Source organism: Pseudoclavibacter sp. RFBI5 (assembly GCF_002931395.1).
Lineage (GTDB): Bacteria > Actinomycetota > Actinomycetes > Actinomycetales > Microbacteriaceae > Pseudoclavibacter.
The window spans coordinates 16,445-34,281 of record NZ_PSYA01000012.1; the positions used below are offsets into that span (position 1 = coordinate 16,445).

Sequence of the window (17,837 nt, forward strand, 5' to 3'; positions counted from 1 at the left end):
AACGTCCGGCGTCCCGCATCCCGCGTCCCGCACCCGGCACCCTGCACCCGAACGCGCGCGCCCAGGCCGTGGAGTTGTGGCTTGTTGCTGCTGCGCGACGTCGCCACGACGTCACGCCACAACTCTGCGGTGGCCGTGACCCTGCTCGGGGCGGGGCGGGGCGGGGCGCATGCTTTCGGCGCATTCGCTGTGTCGGTACACAGTGGATGCGCATGCGCGGCACCTAGCCTGGCGGCGCCGTCGGAGATACAGCTCCGGCGGCCGACGACTGCCGCGGGCGAGCGACGTCACGCGGACAACCAGACGACAAAGGAGTTGCGACATGACAGATTTCACCGGACGCTCAGTGGTCATCACCGGCGGCGCGGGCGGCATCGGCGCGGCGACAGCTGAGGAATTCCTCAAGCTGGGCGCACGCGTGGCCCTGGTCGACCTCTTCCCGGAGCCCCTCGAGGCCGCGCGCGAACGCCTCTCGGCGCACGGCGAGGTCATCGCGATCGCCGCGGATGTCACCGACGAGGCCGACGTCGAGCGCTACGTCGCCGAGACCGTCGAGGCGTTCGGGACGATCGACGTGTTCTTCAACAACGCGGGCATCGAAGGCGCCGTCGGCCCGCTCACGGAAGCGAGCGTCGACAACTACGAGAAGGTCTTCGCCGTCAACGTGCGCGGCGTCTTCCTCGGCATGAAGCATGTCCTCAAGGTCATGACCGAGCGCGGCAGCGGCAGCATCATCAATACGTCCTCGGAGGCGGGCCTCGACGGGGCGCCCGGCGTCTCCGCCTACGTCGCGTCGAAGCACGCCGTGGTCGGCTTCACGAAGTCCGCCGCGCTCGAGGTCGCCCCGACCGGGGTGCGAGTCAACAGCATCCACCCGTCCGGCGTGAACACGCAGATGGTTCGGCGGCTGGAGGAGGGCTTCGGCGGCGGCGACACGGAGGCCGCGAAGGCCGGGTTCCAGGCCGCTATCCCGATGGGCCGCTACGCCGAGCCGCTGGACATCGCTCGAGTCGTCGTGTTCCTGGGCTCCGACGAGGCGTCGTTCGTGACCGGCGCGCAGTGGCGCGTCGACGGCGGCAACGGAGCCCGCTAACCCCGCGCTCCCACCCCGCGCGCCGCACCCGCACCCAGCCCGACGCGAAGAGGTCAGTTTCGCCCCCTCCTGGGCCTCAGGATGGGGCCAAACTGACCTTTTCGGCGCTCGAGACGCGGGTGGTTCGGCGGAAGGCGCGGCGCGGGGGGCGGGAGGCGGGAGGCGGCGCGGGCTTACGCGTCAGGCGGGCGCTTGGCGCGGGAAGCGCGCGTACGCGGTGCCGAGGCTTTCGCGCGGGTTCGCTTCGGGCGCCGCTCGTCGGCGTCGGCGTCGGCTTCGTCCTCGGCATCGTGGATGCGCGCCGGCCGCCACACGACGACCTCGGTGCGGCGGGCCGTGCGGCGACCGTGGGCGAGGGGCACGACATCGCCGCGCTCCCCGGCCGCGAAGATGCGACCACCGAGCCTCGTGAGGCGCTCGTCGGCGAGTTCCGCCTCGAGCGCCCGGACGCGGCGGCGCAGTCCCAGCACCTCGCGCTGCAGCTCGAGCACGCGGGCGATGCCCTCGAGGCTCACGCCCTCGTTCGACAGCACCGCGATCTCACGCAGCTGCGCGACGTCGCGAAGCGAATACCGCCGCACGCGCCCGGCCGTGCGCCGAGGCGTGACGAGGCCCATCCGGTCGTACTGGCGAAGCGTCTGCGGGTGCATGTTCGCGAGCTCCGCCGCCATGGCGATCGCGAAGATCGGGGCGTCCTCGTCGAGGTCGGAGGGGAATGCCATGGGCGTCCCCTACCTGCCTTGGCGCGCGAGACGCAGCAGGTCCTCGCGGGGGCTCTCGTCTCCGGATGCGGCGACGAAGTCGGCGAGCGCCTTCTCCTGCGCGCTCGACAGGTGATTCGGCACGGCCACCTCGAGGTGCACGAGCAGGTCGCCCTTGCCCTTCTTCGACTCGATACCCCTGCCCTTCACGCGGAGCGTCTTCCCGTTCGGCGTGCCCGGCGCGACCTTGACGCGCACGGTCTTGCCGTCGACGGTCGGCACCTCGATGGTGGCGCCGAGGACCGCCTCAGCGAAGGAGACCGGCACGGTCACCTCGAGGTTGAGGCCCGAGCGCGTGAAGACGGGGTCGGGTCGCACGGCGACCGTGAGGATGAGGTCTCCGGCTTCGCCGCCGTTCGGGCTCTGCCCGCCCTTGCCGCGGAGGCGGATCTTCTGCCCGTCCTCGACGCCGGCGGGAACGCGGACCTTCACGACCCGCCCATCCTGCCCCTGCAGCTCGACCGTGTCGCCGTGGATCGCGGTCATGAAGCTGAGCGTCGTGGATGCGCTCTGGTCGCGACCCTTCTGCGGTCCGGTCTGGAACCCGGCGGGCCCACCGGCGCCGCCGCCGAAGCTGCCTGCCCCGAAGCCGCCGCCCCCGCCGCCGAACATGGAGCCGAGGAGGTCCTCGAAGTCGGCGTTCGACGCGCCGCGGCGTCCGCCGCCGCCGTTGAACATGCCGCCGAAGACGTCCTCGAAGCCCGCGCCACCTGGACCGCCTGGCCCCTGCTGGAAGCGGGCACCCGAGCCCATGGCGCGCATCTGGTCGTACTCGGCGCGGTGCTCTGGGTCGGAGATGACCGAGTAGGCCTCGGAGATCTCCTTGAACTTCGCCTCTGCGGCAGTGTCCCCCGGGTGCGAGTCAGGGTGATACTGACGCGCGAGCTTCCGGTACTGCTTCTTGAGGTCTTTTTCGTCTACGTCCTTCGATACGCCGAGCACCGCGTAGAAGTCCTTGTCAAACCAATCCTGACTGGCCATATGGTCCTTCTGTTCCTAGGGATGAGCACGTGTCTTCCGGATGAAGACAAGAGGGGGCCCGCAGCTGCGGTGCCCCCTCCCGTGTTCGATCGGGCGGATGCGCCGATCGCGGTGCTTATGAAGCGGGTACGAAGACGGCTGCCTTCGCGACGCGGACGACGCGCTCGCCGATGGTGTAGCCGCGTTCGACGACGTCAGCGATCGTGTCGCTCGTGACCTCGGGGTTCGGCAGCTGTGCGATGGCCTCGTACCGCTGGGGGTCGAAGGCCTCTCCGGCTTCACCGTAGGCGGTGAGGCCGAGGCGCTCGACTGCGGTGCGCAGCTTGTTCGCGATGACGGCGACCGGGGTGTCTTCGATGAGGTCGCCGTGCTTCTGGGCACGGTCGAGGTCGTCGAGGACGGGGAGGAGGGACCGGAGCACTTCCGCCTTGGTGGCGTCGTAGGCCTCGGCCTTCTCGCGGTCGGTGCGGCGGCGGTAGTTGGCGTACTCCGCCTGGACGCGCTGCAGGTCGTGGAGGCGCTCCACTGCGAGATCGCTCTCGCCGGGGGTGCCTTCCGTTGGCGCGTCCTCTGCACCTTCGCCGCTGAGGAGCTTCTCGAGATCCTCGACGCTCAGGCCTTCAGCCGCGGCTTCAGCAGCCTGGCCGGCGGCCGGGTCGGCGTCGTCCGGTGTGGACTCCGCCGACTCGGCCCCAGCAGCCGTGCCGAGGTCGCGAACTTCGCCAGTCTCCGGGTCGATCCGACGCTTGTCGTTGATGATCGGCTCGTTTGCTTCTCCCGAGTTCTCGGGGCCGCGTGCTTCTGACTCGTTTCGCTCTTCAGCCATGGTTACTTCTTGTCCTTGTCGTCCTCGTCGTCCACGACCTCGGCGTCGACGATGTCATCGTCGGCTGCCTGGTCTCCGGCGGGTGCGTCGGCCGCGGGGGCCTCTGCTGCCTGCTCAGCCTGGGCTGCGGCGTAGATAGCCTCGCCGAGCTTCGTCTGGCTGGTGTTGAGCTTGTCGAGCGCCGACTTCACGGCCGCGTCGTCGTCGCCTGCGAGGGCCGTCTTGAGCGCGTCGACATCGCCCTGGACCTCGTTCTTGACGTCGGCGGGGAGCTTGTCGTCGTTCTCGGTGAGCACCTTCTCGACCTGGTAGACCGTGGTCTCGGCGATGTTGCGCTGCTCGGCGCCTTCGCGGCGCTTCTTGTCTTCTTCCGCGTGCTCTTCAGCCTCGCGGACCATGCGCTCGATGTCTTCCTTGCCGAGGCTGGAGCCGCCGGTGATCGTCATCGACTGCTCCTTGCCCGTGCCCTTGTCCTTTGCGGAGACGTGCACGATGCCGTTGGCGTCGATGTCGAACGTGACCTCGATCTGCGGCATGCCACGGGGGGCCGGTGCGATGCCGGTGAGCTCGAAGGTGCCGAGGTTCTTGTTGTCGCGGGTGAACTCGCGCTCGCCCTGGAAGACCTGGATCTGCACGGACGGCTGGTTGTCGTCGGCCGTCGTGAAGGTCTCGCTGCGCTTGGTCGGGATGGCCGTGTTGCGCTCGATGAGCTTGGTCATGATGCCGCCCTTGGTCTCGATGCCGAGGGAGAGGGGCGTGACGTCGATGAGGAGGACGTCCTTGCGCTCGCCCTTCAGCACACCAGCCTGGAGTGCGGCGCCGACTGCGACGACCTCATCCGGGTTGACACCCTTGTTGGCCTCCTTGCCGCTGAGCTTCTTGACGAGCTCGGCGACGGCGGGCATGCGGGTGGAGCCACCGACGAGGACGACGTGGTCGATCTCGTCGACCTTGATGCCGGCTTCGCGGATGACGTCTTCGAACGGCTTGCGGGTGCGCTCGAGGAGGTCCTTCGTGAGGTCCTCGAACTTCGCACGCGTGATGCTCGTGTCGAGGTTCGCGGGGCCGTTCTCCGTGAGGGAGAGGTAGGGCAGCTGGATGCTGGCGCTGGTGGAGCTGGAGAGCTCCTTCTTCGCCTGCTCAGCGGCTTCCTTGAGGCGCTGGAGCGCGATCTTGTCGTTCGCGACGTCGACGCCGGTCTGCGACTTGAACTCGGTGATGAGGTACTTGACGAGACGGTCGTCCCAGTCGTCGCCGCCGAGGCGGTTGTCACCTGCGGTGGAGCGCACCTGGATGGTGGAGAAGTCGTCGTCCTTGCCCACCTCGAGGAGGGAGACGTCGAATGTTCCGCCACCGAGGTCGAAGACGAGGATGAGCTCGTCTTCCTTGCCCTTGTCGAGGCCGTACGCGAGTGCGGCGGCGGTGGGCTCGTTGATGATGCGGAGCACGTTGAGGCCGGCGATCTCGCCGGCTTCCTTCGTGGCCTGGCGCTCGGCGTCGTTGAAGTACGCGGGGACGGTGATGACAGCGTCGGTCACCTTGTCGCCGAGGTACTGCTCAGCGTCGCGCTTGAGCTTGCCGAGGATGCGCGCGGAGATCTCCTGCGCGGTGTACTTCTTGTCGTCGATGGCCTGGGTCCAGGTAGTGCCCATGTGGCGCTTGACGGATCCGATGGTGCGGTCGACGTTCGTGACGGCCTGGCGCTTGGCGGTCTCGCCGACGAGGACGTCGCCATCCTTCGTGAATGCGACGATCGACGGGGTGGTGCGGAAGCCCTCGGCGTTCGCGATGACCTTCGGCTCGCCACCTTCGAGGACTGCGACGCAGGAGTTCGTGGTTCCGAGGTCGATTCCAACAGCACGTGACATGTGTGGTTCTCCTTTTGTAGTGCTTGTCTGTTCTGAGTCTTCGTCGGCCCGGGTCCTGCGCTCCGAATCGGAGGCGTGAAGACCTGAGCCGTCTGCGCTCAAGTTTACTCAGCACGGTGCACGCGTCAAGCTGGGCGGCTGAGAGTTGAGTGGGAACGACTCAAGTCTGTGCACACAGGCCAGCACCGTCAGGCGACTCGGATGACCAGCCGTTCGAACGTGAAGGCGTTCGAGACCTCTCGGCGCCAGCGGACGATGTCTGCGCGACCGCGGAACGTGGGGCGCAGGTGCCGCCGTGGTTCGGCGGCCGGCCACCTCACGGCTCCTGGAACTCCACCGGGAAGTCGGCGATGTGCAGACCGGATGCGCCGATCGCGGACTCGATCGCCGAGTGCTGCGAGGCGGGTGCGGTGATGTTGACGCGCTCGACGCCGTCGATGGGCGTGCCGCCGCCGTCTGCCCAGAAGAAGCTGACCTCGTGACGCTCGGCGAGCTCGGTGAGCAGCACGAGGTAGGGCTCCTGCTGACCGGGAAGGATCGAGGCGCCGAGCGTCGTGGAGTTGATCTCGAGCTCCTGGTCTTGCTCCAGGCCCGCCGCGGCGAGCAGCGCCTCGGTGTTCTCGACGAGCGGCAGGAGATGGAGGTACCCGTTCGGCGCCTCCGCTATCGACACCAGGGCGAAGCGGCCGTTCTCCCAGATCGACGGCTGCACGGCAAGGCCGGGCACGACTGCGTCGAGCGCGTCGACAAGCGGCACGGCGTCGAACCCGAAGCTCGGACAGACACCTCCGGACAGCGATCGTCTCGATGAGTCGGTCTGGCTGTGCAGTGACGTTTCGCCCCCAGCGGCCGCCGCGACGTCGATCGACCAGCTGATCGCCTCGGGATGGGCCGATGCGCAGAGCTCGGCCAGGAGGCCGGGCAGGTGCTCCTGTTCGACGTCCACCCCGACCCACGAGATCGGGTCGACGAAGAGCGGCGCCTCGACCCAGCGCTCGTGCTGGACGTCGCTGACGCCCGGCAGCGCTTCGACGCGGTCTGCGAACTCGTCGAACTGCGCGGTCGGGCGATCGAAGTGGGTCTCGTTCACCATCCAGCTGAACAGCGTCGCGGCACCGAGCGCGATGCTGATCAGGACGAGCACGACGGCGGCCAGCGACACTCTCGTTGTGATCCGCATGCGCCAACCTCTCCCTTTCTCCCAACGGTGCCACGCGCAGGTCACGGGCCGGTTCACTGCAGACGAACTCCGGGCGAACTCCGCCGGCGGCGCGCCTGCACGCAGGCACTGCACTGGCCAACTTCCGTGATGCTTCGGCCCGGCTGACGTCCATCCGGGCGGGCAGCCCCGAACCATCACGGAAGTTGGCCGGACCGGACTGGGCCGGGCCGGGCCGGGCCGGGCCGGGCCGGGCCGGCCCGGGCCGACGTCCACGCGGACCCCACCGTCCGCGCGTTCGCCTGCGCGCCGCCTCCCGCGCATAGACTCCGCGCATGGCACTCCCCGGCCGCGCCGACGACGGCGCCACCTCCCCCAGCGATGCGACCCCGAGCGGGCGGGTCGAGACCGTCGACGGCGGGGCGGCGGTGACGCCGAAGGAGCTCAAGAAGCGTGCAACCGCCTGGGCGCTGTGGGACGTCGGCAATTCCGCCTTCCAGGCCGTTGTCGTCACGTTCGTCTTCGCGACCTACCTCGCGAGCGACCTCTTCATCGACCCGCAGGTCGCGGCGCTGGGCGACGCGAACCCGCTCGACCCGCAGTACCTGGCGGCTCAGGCCGCATCCACGAACGTCATCGCGAACCTGAGCACCGTCGCTGGACTGCTCGTCGCGCTCATCGCGCCGGTCCTCGGCCAGCGCTCGGACGGCTCCGGCAAGCGCAAGCTGTGGCTCGGCATCTTCACGGGCATCACGGTGCTCATCATGCTCGCCATGTTCTTCATCCAGCCGGGCGAGGAGTACCTCTTCTGGGGCGCACTGCTGCTCGCGGTCGGCACGATCTTCGCCGAGCTGAGCGGCGTCAACTACAACGCCATGCTCTCGCAGGTCTCGACGCCCAAGAACGTGGGCCGCATCTCTGGCATCGGCTGGGGCCTCGGCTACCTGGGCAGCATCGTGCTGCTCGTGCTGCTGCTCGTGCTGTTCATCCAGTCGTTCGGCGCGGAGGGCAGGAACGGGGTGCTCGGGGTGCCGAGCGGGGTGGATGGGGGCGCGCTCGACATCCGCTTCGCCATCGTGCTCGCGGCCGTCTGGTACGTCGTCTTCGCGCTCCCCGTCATGTTCAAGGTGCCGGAGATCGCGAAGGACGAGAACCGCCCGAAGGTGGGCTTCCTGGCCTCCTACGGCGTTCTCTTCCGCGTGATCGGGAAGCTCGCGAAGAGCGACCCGAAGCTGCTCCTGTTCCTCGCCGCGAGCGCCGTCTTCCGCGACGGCCTGCAGGCGATCTTCGCGTTCGGGGCGATCCTCGCGGCGCAGGTGTACGGCTTCGCGCCGAGCGAGGTCATCTACTTCGCGGTCGCCGCGAACCTCGTCGCCGGCCTCGGGACGCTCGCGGCCGGCTGGTTCGACGACCGCTTCGGCCCGAAGCTCGTCATCATGGCGTCGCTCGTGTCGCTCACCGCGTTCTCCGTGGTGCTCCTCTTCCTGCCGTCCGAGCAGACCGTGTTCTGGATCTTCGGCCTCGCCCTGTGCCTCTTCGTGGGTCCCGCGCAGGCGGCGAGTCGCTCCTACCTGTCCCGCGCGACGCCTCCCGGGCGCGAGGGCGAGCTGTTCGGCCTCTACGCGACCACGAACCGCGTCGCGAGCTTCATCACCCCCGCCCTGTTCAGCCTCTTCGTGTTCCTCTCCGGCAACCCGAAGATGGGCATCATCGGCATCGGCATCGTGCTCGCCGTCGGCTTCCTCATGATGCTGCCCGTGCCGAGCAAGGTGAAGCAGGCGAGCGCGTAGCAGCGAACTCCGGCGGCGCTCCGGCGGCGCCTCAGGGAACGCCGAATCGGACACTCGATGAACGGCACGTGAACGTGCAGGACTTGCACCCATTGCAAGTTCTTTTGCACTTAGCGTTCCTCGCGTGCTCATCATCAGCCTCGCCAAGCAGCAGGGTCACCTGCTCACGCCGACCGACCGTCGGCTCGTCTCGGCCCTGCAGTCGCAGCCGCTCGAGGCCACCTTCTGGAGCGCGGCCGAGCTGACCGGCCCGCTGCAGCTGCACCAGTCCGCGGCGACCCGGCTCGCGCAGCGCCTCGGATTCGAGGGCTACCCGCAGCTTCGGGATGCGCTGCGCGCCGACTACCACGGCGGCGACGGCCCCTCGCAGCGCATCAGGGGTCGCCTCGAGCGGCATCAGGCGAGCGACGTGCTCGGTGGATTCGTCGACGACGAGCTCGCTGCGCTCTCCGACCTCCCCCGACACGTGCAGCAGGGCGAGCTGGATGCGCTCGCCGAGCAGGTGCTGCGCGCCGGCGAGGTGCACCTCTTCGCGCAGGGCAACGCGACCGTGCTCGTCGACCTCATGAGCCGCCGCCTGCAGCGGTTCGGGATGCGCACCGTGCAGCTCACGGGGTCGCGCCGCGACATCGCCGAGCGGATCGCGCGGCTCTCGGCGGGCGACCTCCTCCTCGCCTTCGCCTTCCGCCGGGCACCCGCCGTGCTCGGGCCGCTGCTCGACGTGGCGGCGGAGGCGGGCGCGCACAGCGCCCTCATCACCGACACCGTCGTGTGGCCCGCCCCGCGCCCGTCGACCATCATCGCCGCGCCCCGCGGCGGCAGCAACGACTACCTCTCCCTGACCGTGCCGATGGCGATCAGCAACGCACTCATCCTCACCATCGCCCGCCGTGCCGAGCCCTCCCTGCGCTCCCTCGACCGCCTCGGCACGCTCCTCGACCGCCTCGACTCCTGACCTGCACCACGACCAGCTTCACCTCGCACCCGGATGCGCCTCGACGCATCCACCCCTCACCGCTCTGCGCTCCACAGACAACGAAGGAACACCCATGCGCTTCCCCGCCCGCCCTCTCGTGACGTCCGCCGCGGCGCTCACCGCCCTCGCGCTCCTCGCCGGATGCTCCACCACCCCGACCACCGGCGACGACGCGGCATCCGCAGTCGACTGGGACTCCCTCAGCCACGACGAGCTCGTCGCGATGGCCGAAGAGGAGGGCACGGTCTCCGTGTACGCCTTCACGAGTCGCGTCGCGAGCATCGAGGAGAGCTTCGAGGCCGCTTACCCCGGCATCGACGTCGTCTCGAGCGACCTCTCCTCGACCGAGCTCATCCAGCGACTCGCGAGCGAGCACACCGCGGGCAGCACGACCGCGGATGTCGCCTACGTGAGCGACGCCCCGGTCGTCGTCACCGAGCTGCTCGCCGACGGCGTGCTGACTCCCTACGTGCCGCCGCGCGTCGCCGAGTCGCTGCCCGCCGAGTTCCAGGCGCCCCTCGTCGCGAACCGCCTCTCGACGAAGGTGCTCATGTACAACGAGGAGGCGCATCCGGATGGCGCCCCGGTCGACAACCTGTGGGAGCTGACCGAGCCGGCGTGGGCGGGCAAGGTCGTCATGGTCGACCCGAACGTGCGCGGAGACTACCTCGACCTCGTGACCGAGATGTCGCTGCGCGCCGACGAGATGGCCGCCGCCTACGAGGAGCACTTCGGCACGCCGGTCGTGCTCGACGAGGGCGTGGACGACGCGGGCCTGCAGTTCATCTCCGAGCTCTACGCGAACGACGTCGTGCTCGTCGACGACACCGACACGGTCAACGCCGCGATCGGCGCCACCGGCCAGGCGAACCCTCCCGTCGGCTTCACCTCGTACTCCGACCGCCGCGACAACGAGGACGAGGGATGGGCGCTGCAGGTGGCCGCGAACGTCGCCCCGTCGCCCGGCATCGCGTTCCCCGCGATGCTCGGCGTCACCGCGAACGCCCAGAACCCGGCAGCCGCGCGACTCCTCATCGACTACATGATGGGCGATGACACCGAGACGGGCGGAGAGGGCTTCGAGCCGTTCTACGTCGCAGGCGACTACCCGACGCGCAGCGACGTGGTGGCGCCAGCCGACGCCGTCTCGCTCGACGAGCTCGGCGCGTGGCGCATCGAGCCGGAGTCGTCCGCCGAGCGCCGCGACGAGATCGCCGACTTCCTCCTCAGCATCCAGTGACGCTCCTCGCCACGTCCGTCGGCCGCGGCCCCACCCCTGCGCGGGGCCGCGGCTGGCGGACGGTCGCATCGCGAGGCCGCATCGGCGTGCTCGCGGCGGTCGTCATCGCCATCCTCGTGGTCCTCGTGGCGCTCCCCCTCGGCGGCCTCGTCGCTGCAACCGTCGGCGAACGGGGTGCCGGCGCGTGGGGCGACGTGTTCGTCGGGCGCATCGCGGGCAACCTCTTCTGGCAGCCGCTCGGGAACTCGCTGCTCGTCGGCCTCGGAACGGGGCTCCTCTCGACCGTGATCGGCGCGTTCCTCGCCTGGGTCGTCGTCATGAGCGACGTGCCCGGCCGGAAGATCATCGGCGCGCTCGCCGCCGTGCCCTTCGCCCTGCCGAGCTTCGCCATCGCGCTCGCCTGGGAGACGGTCTTCCGCAACGACCGCATCGGCGGCTCCCCCGGCCTGCTCCAGTCGTTCGGCATCGCGGTTCCGGATGCGCTGTCCTGGGGAGCCGTGCCGATCACGCTCACGCTCGTCGCGCACTACTTCTCGCTGTCCTTCCTCGTCGTCGCCGCAGCCCTCGCGAACGTCGGCGGGGACCTGCTCGCGGCCGCCGAGCTGACCGGGGCCTCCAGGCTGCGCATCGCCCTGCGCGTGACGCTGCCCTCGGTCGCCCCCGCGCTCCTCTCCGGGTTCCTGCTGGCCTTCGCCGAAGGGGTCAGCAACTTCGCCGTGCCCGCCCTGCTCGGCCTGCCCGTCCGCTTCCAGACCCTGAGCACCCGCCTCTACGGGTCCATCTCGACGGGCGACGTCGAGCGTGGCTACGTGCTCTCGATCCTCCTCGTCGTCATCGCGGCGGCCGTGCTCTTCCTCGGCACGAAGGCCACGGGGCGCGGCTCGTTCGCGACGCTCACCGGCAAGGCGACGCGGGCCCGAGCCGTGCGGACCGGCGTCTGGCGCATCCCGCTGCTCGTCGCCGCATCCACGCTGGTGCTGGTCACGGCGATCGTCCCCGGCATCGTGCTCGCCGTGAGCACCGTACTGCGGCGCACGGGGCGCGTCGACGGCGGCTTCACGCTGCACTTCTGGACCGGCGGGTCCGACCCCGGCATCGCGCAGGGTGTGCGGGGCATCCTCACCGACCCGACCGTCATCACCGCGCTCGGCGGCACCCTCGCGCTCGGGGCCTCCGTCGCGGTCGGGGCGATCATCCTCGGCGTGCTCGGCGCCTACGTGCTGCGTCGCCTCCCGCGAGCGCGCGTCACGTCCGGGACGATCTCGTTCCTGTCGTACGTGCCCTTCCTCATCCCAGGCGTCGCGTTCGGGGCCGCGTTCATCGCGCAGTTCGGAACGCCGATCGGCCCGCTCCCCTCGCTCTACGGCACCTTCTGGATCCTGATCCTCGCCGGCGTCGCGGCGAGCGTCCCGTTCGCGTTCCAGACCTCACGGGCCGCACTCGGCCAGGTCTCGAGCGAGCTCGAGGAGGCAGCGACCGTCGCCGGGGCCCGTGGACCGCGACGGCTGGCGCGCATCCTGCTGCCCCTCTCGGCCAGGGGCGTGGTGGGCGGAGGCGTGCTCGTCTTCGTGACCATGGTGCGCGACCTGTCGCTTGTCGTGCTGCTCGTCACGCCAGCCACCCCGCTGCTCTCGACCATGACCTTCCGGTACGCCTCCGAGGGGTTCACCCAGCACGCCAACGCCATCACCCTCATCATCGCCGCCATCTCGGTGGCCGCCACCCTCCTCGCCCGCAGACTGCAGGGCGACCGAAACGCCGGGAGCACCACGTGACCGCCATCACCCTCGACCGCCTCGCGAAGGCGTTCGGCCGCCAGAGCGCGGTGCGCGACATCGATCTCGATATCCCGGACGGCGCCTTCGTCGTGCTGCTCGGACCCTCCGGATGCGGGAAGACCACGACGCTGCGCATGCTCGCGGGGCTCGAGGAGCCGACGGCGGGGCGCATCCGCTTCGGCGACCGGGTCGTCGCCGACGGCAACACGGGCGCGTCCGTGCCGGCGAGCAAGCGCGGGCTCGGCATGGTGTTCCAGAGCTACGCGCTGTGGCCGCACATGCGCGTGCGCGACAACATCGGCTGGCCGCTCAAGGTCGCCGGTTGGGGGTCCGCCGAGCGTGACGCTCGAGTCGCCGAGGTACTCGGCATGCTCGAGCTCGACGGCCTCGCCGATCGCTTCCCCGCCGAGCTCTCCGGCGGCCAGCAGCAGCGCGTCGCCATCGCCCGCACCGTCGCGCCGAAGCCCGGCGTGCTCCTCTTCGACGAGCCCCTCTCCAATCTGGACGCGCGCCTGCGGCTCGACACGCGGGCCGAGCTCGTGAAGGTGCACCGGCTGAGCGGTGCGACGAGCGTGTACGTCACGCACGACCAGGTGGAGGCGCTTGCCATGGCGACCCACATCGCGGTGATGCGCGACGGGGCGATCGAGCAGTTCGGCACGCCGCAGGAGCTGCTCGATCGACCCGCGACCGCGTTCGTCGCCTCCTTCCTAGGGAGCCCCGCGAAGGTCATGCTCCGCGGGGAGGTCGGGCGGGGGCGCCTCTTCCGAGGCGTGGCACCGCTCGCCGAGGTGCCCGACGTCCCGGACGGGACGACGCTGCACGCCATGTACGCGCCGGAGTCGATCTCGGTCGGGGCCGGCGGGCTCCTCGAGTTCGAGGTACTCGAGTCGACCCCGGTCGCGGGACGATGGATCACGACGGGCCTCGCGGGCGCAGACCGCCTCTCGATCGTCACCGACCGGGCCCACCAGCCTGGCGAGGCGACGCGCCTGCAGCCGCCGGAGCATCCGGACGCGATCTTCTCGGCGGACGGCTCGCGGCTCGCGGCCGCCGGGGACGCGGCGGGGACCGAGCTCGCGGGGGCGGCCCGATGACCGCGCTGCTGCTGGTTCGCCACGGCGCGACCTCGTGGACCGCCGAGCGCCGCCTGCAGGGGCGCACCGACATCGACCTGACCGCGAAGGGCCGGTCGGATGCCGCGGCGCTGCGGGATGCCGTCTCGGTGTGGGCCCCTTCCAGCGTGGTCGCCTCGCCGCTGCTCCGTGCTCGCTCCACAGCGTCGGCGCTCAGCGATCTCGAGCCGTCGATCGACGAGCGCTGGGCGGAGGCGACGCTCGGCGAATGGGAGGGGCGCGTGCCGGCGGAGATCGGGCCGGACTACGCCGAGTGGCGTGCGGGGCGGCTCGTGCCGCCCGGCGGAGAGTCGGCGCCAGCGCTTCGAGCCCGCATCGAGGGCGCCGTCGCCGACGCCGCCAGGCGCCCAGGACCCGTGCTGGTCGTCACCCACGGTGGCACGATCCGCGCGGTCCTCGCGCGCTACATCGGACTCACCGCGGACCTCATCGAGCCCGTCGCCGCACCGAGCCTCACGGCGATCGACGTGCAGCACGACGGCTCGGCTCGGCTCGTCGCCTTCAACGTGGCGAGGTAGCGAGCCGCGCCCCGAGTGTTACCCCCGGGGCGCGGCTCGCTGGCGAAATGTCGGTGGTCAGCACAAGACTTGACGCCATGACGAACAGCTCGGCAGGCCAGCTCCCCACGACACTCCTCGGCGACGGCCTCGTGACGACCGTGCAGGGCTACGGCGCGATGAGCCTCAGCGATGCCTACGGGTCCATCGACGACGCGCAGGCGCTGCGCACGCTGCAGCATTCGGTGGATGCGGGCATCACGTTCCTCGACACCGCCAACATCTACGGCGACGGCCGCAGCGAGCGCACCATCGCGAAGATCTTCCCGGCGCAGCGGGAGCGCATCCAGCTCGCCACGAAGTTCGGCATCACGAAGGGCGACGGCGTCGGCAAGCGCGGAGTGCGCGGCGACCGCGAGCACGTCCGCGAGCAGGTCGAGCTCTCCCTCACGCGCCTCGGCACCGACCACATCGACCTCTACTACCAGCACCGCGTCGACCCGAACGTGCCGATCGAGGACATGGTCGGGTTCGTCTCCGAGCTCGTCGCCGAAGGCAAGGTCCGCCACATCGGGCTGAGCGAGCCGACGGGCGCCGAGATCATCCGCGCGGCCGCCATCCACCCGATCGCCGCGGTGCAGAGCGAGTACAGCATCTTCAGCCGCGACCTGGAGGCGCACGTCATCCCCGCCATCCGCGAGGTCGGAGCCGGGTTCGTGCCCTACTCGCCCGTCAGCCGCGGCCTGCTCACCGACTCGTGGGCGGAGCTCGACGCCGTCTCCCCCAATGTGCGCGCCAACTTCCCCCGCTTCTTCCCCGAGAACCTGCCTGTGAACCGCGCGCTTGCCGGCGAGGTCGCCGCCGTCGCCCAGCAGCTCAGCGAAGTGCACGACCGCCACGTCTCGGTCGCCGAGGTCGCCCTCGCCTGGGTCTACGCGAAGTCGGCGGAATTCGGCGTGGGCGTCTCCCCTATTCCCGGAACCCGCAGCCCGCAGCGCATCGACGAGAACCTGCGTGCCATCGGCCTCGAGCTGAACGTCGAGCAGCTGCAGCAGCTGGACGCGCTCGCCGACCGAGTCGTCGGCCACCGCTCCGCCGACCCCGCCTGGACCTCCCAGGGCCGCGAAGAGGCCCAGCTCGCCCGATCCTGACCAGGCGGATCCCCAGCTTCCCGAGTTGCGGGCAAACGAAGGGCAACTAGAATCTCTCCTCATGGAAGACCCTCCCAGTCATAGTCCCAAGCCTCTCGACGTTCCGGCCGAACCCTCGGCCGCCACAGTCTGGAGGCACCACGCATGAACGAATGGGTGATGCTCGGCATCGGCCTCGTTCTCACAGTAGGAACCGGGTTGTTCGTCGCGAGTGAATTCGCGCTCGTCAACCTCGACCGAAACGAACTCGAAAAACGGCAAAGCCGCGGAGAGAAGCGACTCGGGCCCACCATCAAGGCCCTGAAGATCACGTCGACGCACCTCTCCAGCGCGCAGCTCGGGATCACGCTCACGACCCTGCTCACGGGATACACGTTCGAGCCGGCCGTCAGCTCCCTCCTCGAGGAACCCCTCACCGGAGTCGGCGTTCCCGCGGGCCTCGTGCCCGTCGCGGGAGCCATCGTCGGCATCATCCTCGCGACGCTGTTCTCGATGATCATCGGCGAGCTCGTCCCGAAGAACTTCGCACTCGCCCTCCCCAGGGCGACCGCGAAGGTCGTCATTCCGTTCCAGGCGCTCTTCACGACGGTGTTCAAGCCCGTGATCCTGCTCCTGAACAACACCGCGAACGCCATCATCCGCTCCATGGGCATCGAGCCCAAGGAGGAGCTCTCCGGTGCCAGAAGCGCCGACGAGCTGTCGTACCTCATCCGCCACTCCGCGCTCTCCGGCCTGCTCGAGGAAGACGACGCGGCCCTGCTGCGGCGCACCCTCAAGTTCGCCGAGCACGACGCGTCCGACGTCATGACGCCCCGCGTGCGCATGGCGAGCGTGGAGGTCGACGACACGGCGCAGGCGATCATCGCCCTCGCCATCGAGACCGGCTACTCCCGGTTCCCGGTCGTCGACGGCACCCCGGACAACATCACGGGGTTCGTGCACGCCAAGCAGGCGTTCGCGGTCGCCGTGGAGCGCCAGACCGAGGTCACCGCCGACGAGCTCCAGACCGAGGCGCTCCGCGTGCCGGAGTCGATGGGCGCATCCGCCCTGCTGACCCTCCTGCGCGCCGAACGCCACCAGGTCGCCGTCGTCGTGGATGAGCACGGCGGCACCGCAGGCATCGTCACGCTCGAAGACCTCGTCGAGGAGATCGTCGGGGAACTCGAGGACGAACACGACCGACACCAGACCGGGTTCATCCGGCGCGGCCGCTCCGTCACGTTCGACGCCTCCTGGCGCCCGGACGAAGTCCTCGACCGCCTCGCCATCGAGGTGCCGGAGGACGGCGACTACGACACCGTCGGCGGATTCATCACCGACACCCTCGAGCGTCTCCCCGAGCTGGGCGACGAGGTCGCCATCGAGGCGGGCATGCTGCGCGTCGAGCGCATCGACGGCACCCGCATCGTAAGGGTGCGGTACCTGCCCAACGAACCGGACGGCGACCAGAGTCTCATGACGAACCAGGAGCTCGCGTTCGACAGAGCCCACGACCGAGTCAAGGAGGTGATGACCAATGAGTGAGTACCTGCCAGGAATCCTGTGGCTGTTCGTCCTCCTCATCGGCAACGCCTTCTTCGTCGGCGCCGAGTTCGCCGTCATCTCGGCGAAGCGATCCCAGATCGAGCCCCTCGCCGAGCGTGGCAGCCGCGCCGCGAAGACCACCCTGTGGGCGATGGAGCACGCGACGCTCATGCTGGCGACGAGCCAGCTGGGCATCACCGTCTGCTCGCTGCTCATCCTGAACGTCTCCGAGCCGGCCATCCACCACCTGCTCGAGATCCCGCTCGGGCTCACCGCGCTGTCGGCCGAGGCCATCAGCGTGATCGCGTTCGCGGTCGCGCTCGTGCTGGTCACGTTCCTGCACGTCGTGTTCGGCGAGATGATCCCCAAGAACCTCGCGTTCTCGGTGCCTGACCGCGCGTCGCTCCTTCTCGCCCCGCCGCTCGTCGTGGTCTCCAAGATCTTCAACCCGATCATCTGGAGCCTCAACACGATCGCGAACGGCGTGCTGCGCCTCTTCAAGGTCGAGCCGAAGGACGAGGCGACGAGCACGTACACGCTCGAGGAGGTGGCCGGAATCGTCGAGCAGTCGACCCGAGAGGGAACACTGAGCGACACGTCCGGCACGCTCGCTGGCGCGTTCGAGTTCACCGAGAAGAAGGTCAGCGACGTGGATGTGCCCATCGCCGAGATGGTGCTCCTGCCGGCAGGCGCGCGCCCCATCGACGTGCAGAAGGCCGTCGCCGAGCACGGCTTCTCCCGCTACGTCGTCACCGACGAGCGAGGAGAACCGACGAGCTACATCCACATGAAGGACGTCATGGACCTCATGGGTGCTGACGCCTTCACGTCGCCCATCCCCCAGAAGCGACTGCGGAGCCTCGTCTCCGTGTCGCGCGACGCGGAACTCGAGGACGCCATGGCGGTGCTCCGCGACCGCGGCGCGCACGTCGCCAAGGCGCTCGACACCGACGGCAGGGTGACGGGTCTCCTGTTCCTCGAGGACGTCCTCGAGGTGCTCGTCGGCGAGGTGAACGCGACCTCCGCGGCCGCGTAGCCCGCCGCTTCGATCCCGCAG

Annotated in this window: 15 protein-coding genes; 10 read left to right on the top strand and 5 right to left on the bottom strand. The window is 69.7% G+C overall.

The annotated features are described in order from the left end of the window. The first annotated feature begins 322 nt into the window (after window positions 1–322). Window positions 323–1,093: an SDR family NAD(P)-dependent oxidoreductase gene (locus C5E06_RS15145; RefSeq protein WP_104300058.1), complete on the top strand. Its 771-nt coding sequence runs from the start codon at window positions 323–325 to the stop codon at window positions 1,091–1,093. A 173-nt stretch (window positions 1,094–1,266) separates the two neighbouring features. On the opposite strand, the gene C5E06_RS15150 is transcribed toward C5E06_RS15145, so the two are convergent. The 5 genes from C5E06_RS15150 to C5E06_RS15170 all read right to left on the bottom strand — a co-directional run bounded on the left by C5E06_RS15150 (window position 1,267) and on the right by C5E06_RS15170 (window position 6,709). Next, the gene (locus C5E06_RS15150; protein ID WP_104307463.1) at window positions 1,267–1,815 is read right to left on the bottom strand and encodes a heat shock protein transcriptional repressor HspR; all 549 of its coding nucleotides are present in this window, start codon (window positions 1,813–1,815) and stop codon (window positions 1,267–1,269) included. A 9-nt stretch (window positions 1,816–1,824) separates the two neighbouring features. After that, window positions 1,825–2,835, bottom strand: coding sequence for a DnaJ C-terminal domain-containing protein (locus C5E06_RS15155; protein WP_104243659.1), 1,011 nt, complete (start codon window positions 2,833–2,835; stop codon window positions 1,825–1,827). Window positions 2,836–2,950: 115 nt separating this feature from the next. Beyond that, on the bottom strand, window positions 2,951–3,661 hold the full coding sequence (locus tag C5E06_RS15160) for a nucleotide exchange factor GrpE (protein ID WP_104300062.1): 711 nt from the start codon (window positions 3,659–3,661) through the stop codon (window positions 2,951–2,953). Window positions 3,662–3,663: 2 nt separating this feature from the next. Further along, window positions 3,664–5,529, bottom strand: a complete 1,866-nt coding sequence (gene dnaK / locus C5E06_RS15165) for a molecular chaperone DnaK (RefSeq protein WP_104307464.1) — start codon at window positions 5,527–5,529, stop codon at window positions 3,664–3,666. 316 nt (window positions 5,530–5,845) lie between these two features. Beyond that, complete coding sequence (locus C5E06_RS15170; RefSeq protein ID WP_146081400.1) at window positions 5,846–6,709, bottom strand: hypothetical protein; 864 nt, start codon at window positions 6,707–6,709, stop codon at window positions 5,846–5,848. 314 nt (window positions 6,710–7,023) lie between these two features. On the opposite strand from C5E06_RS15170, the gene C5E06_RS15175 reads away from it, so the two are divergent. The 9 genes from C5E06_RS15175 to C5E06_RS15215 all read left to right on the top strand — a co-directional run bounded on the left by C5E06_RS15175 (window position 7,024) and on the right by C5E06_RS15215 (window position 17,816). Then, window positions 7,024–8,478 carry an MFS transporter gene (locus tag C5E06_RS15175; RefSeq protein ID WP_104307466.1) on the top strand — a complete coding sequence of 485 codons (1,455 nt, stop codon included), beginning with the start codon at window positions 7,024–7,026 and terminating at the stop codon, window positions 8,476–8,478. Window positions 8,479–8,602: 124 nt separating this feature from the next. Beyond that, window positions 8,603–9,433, top strand: coding sequence for a MurR/RpiR family transcriptional regulator (locus C5E06_RS15180; protein WP_181063002.1), 831 nt, complete (start codon window positions 8,603–8,605; stop codon window positions 9,431–9,433). A 94-nt stretch (window positions 9,434–9,527) separates the two neighbouring features. Then, a complete protein-coding gene (locus C5E06_RS15185; RefSeq protein ID WP_104307468.1) occupies window positions 9,528–10,694 on the top strand; it encodes an ABC transporter substrate-binding protein in 1,167 nt (388 codons plus the stop codon). Then, window positions 10,691–12,469, top strand: coding sequence for an iron ABC transporter permease (locus C5E06_RS15190; protein ID WP_104307469.1), 1,779 nt, complete (start codon window positions 10,691–10,693; stop codon window positions 12,467–12,469). Before C5E06_RS15185 ends, C5E06_RS15190 begins: the two co-directional genes overlap by 4 nt. Next, a complete protein-coding gene (locus tag C5E06_RS15195; protein WP_104307470.1) occupies window positions 12,466–13,569 on the top strand; it encodes an ABC transporter ATP-binding protein in 1,104 nt (367 codons plus the stop codon). The genes C5E06_RS15190 and C5E06_RS15195 overlap by 4 nt, the downstream gene beginning before the upstream one ends. Further along, on the top strand, window positions 13,566–14,126 hold the full coding sequence (locus C5E06_RS15200) for a histidine phosphatase family protein (protein ID WP_104243678.1): 561 nt from the start codon (window positions 13,566–13,568) through the stop codon (window positions 14,124–14,126). The genes C5E06_RS15195 and C5E06_RS15200 overlap by 4 nt, the downstream gene beginning before the upstream one ends. 77 nt (window positions 14,127–14,203) lie before the next feature. Next, on the top strand, window positions 14,204–15,256 hold the full coding sequence (locus C5E06_RS15205; RefSeq protein ID WP_104307471.1) for an aldo/keto reductase: 1,053 nt from the start codon (window positions 14,204–14,206) through the stop codon (window positions 15,254–15,256). A gap of 144 nt (window positions 15,257–15,400) precedes the next feature. After that, window positions 15,401–16,780, top strand: a complete 1,380-nt coding sequence (locus C5E06_RS15210) for a hemolysin family protein (protein WP_104307472.1) — start codon at window positions 15,401–15,403, stop codon at window positions 16,778–16,780. Then, the gene (locus tag C5E06_RS15215; protein ID WP_104243684.1) at window positions 16,773–17,816 is read left to right on the top strand and encodes a hemolysin family protein; all 1,044 of its coding nucleotides are present in this window, start codon (window positions 16,773–16,775) and stop codon (window positions 17,814–17,816) included. The genes C5E06_RS15210 and C5E06_RS15215 overlap by 8 nt, the downstream gene beginning before the upstream one ends. The last annotated feature ends 21 nt before the right edge of the window (window positions 17,817–17,837 follow it).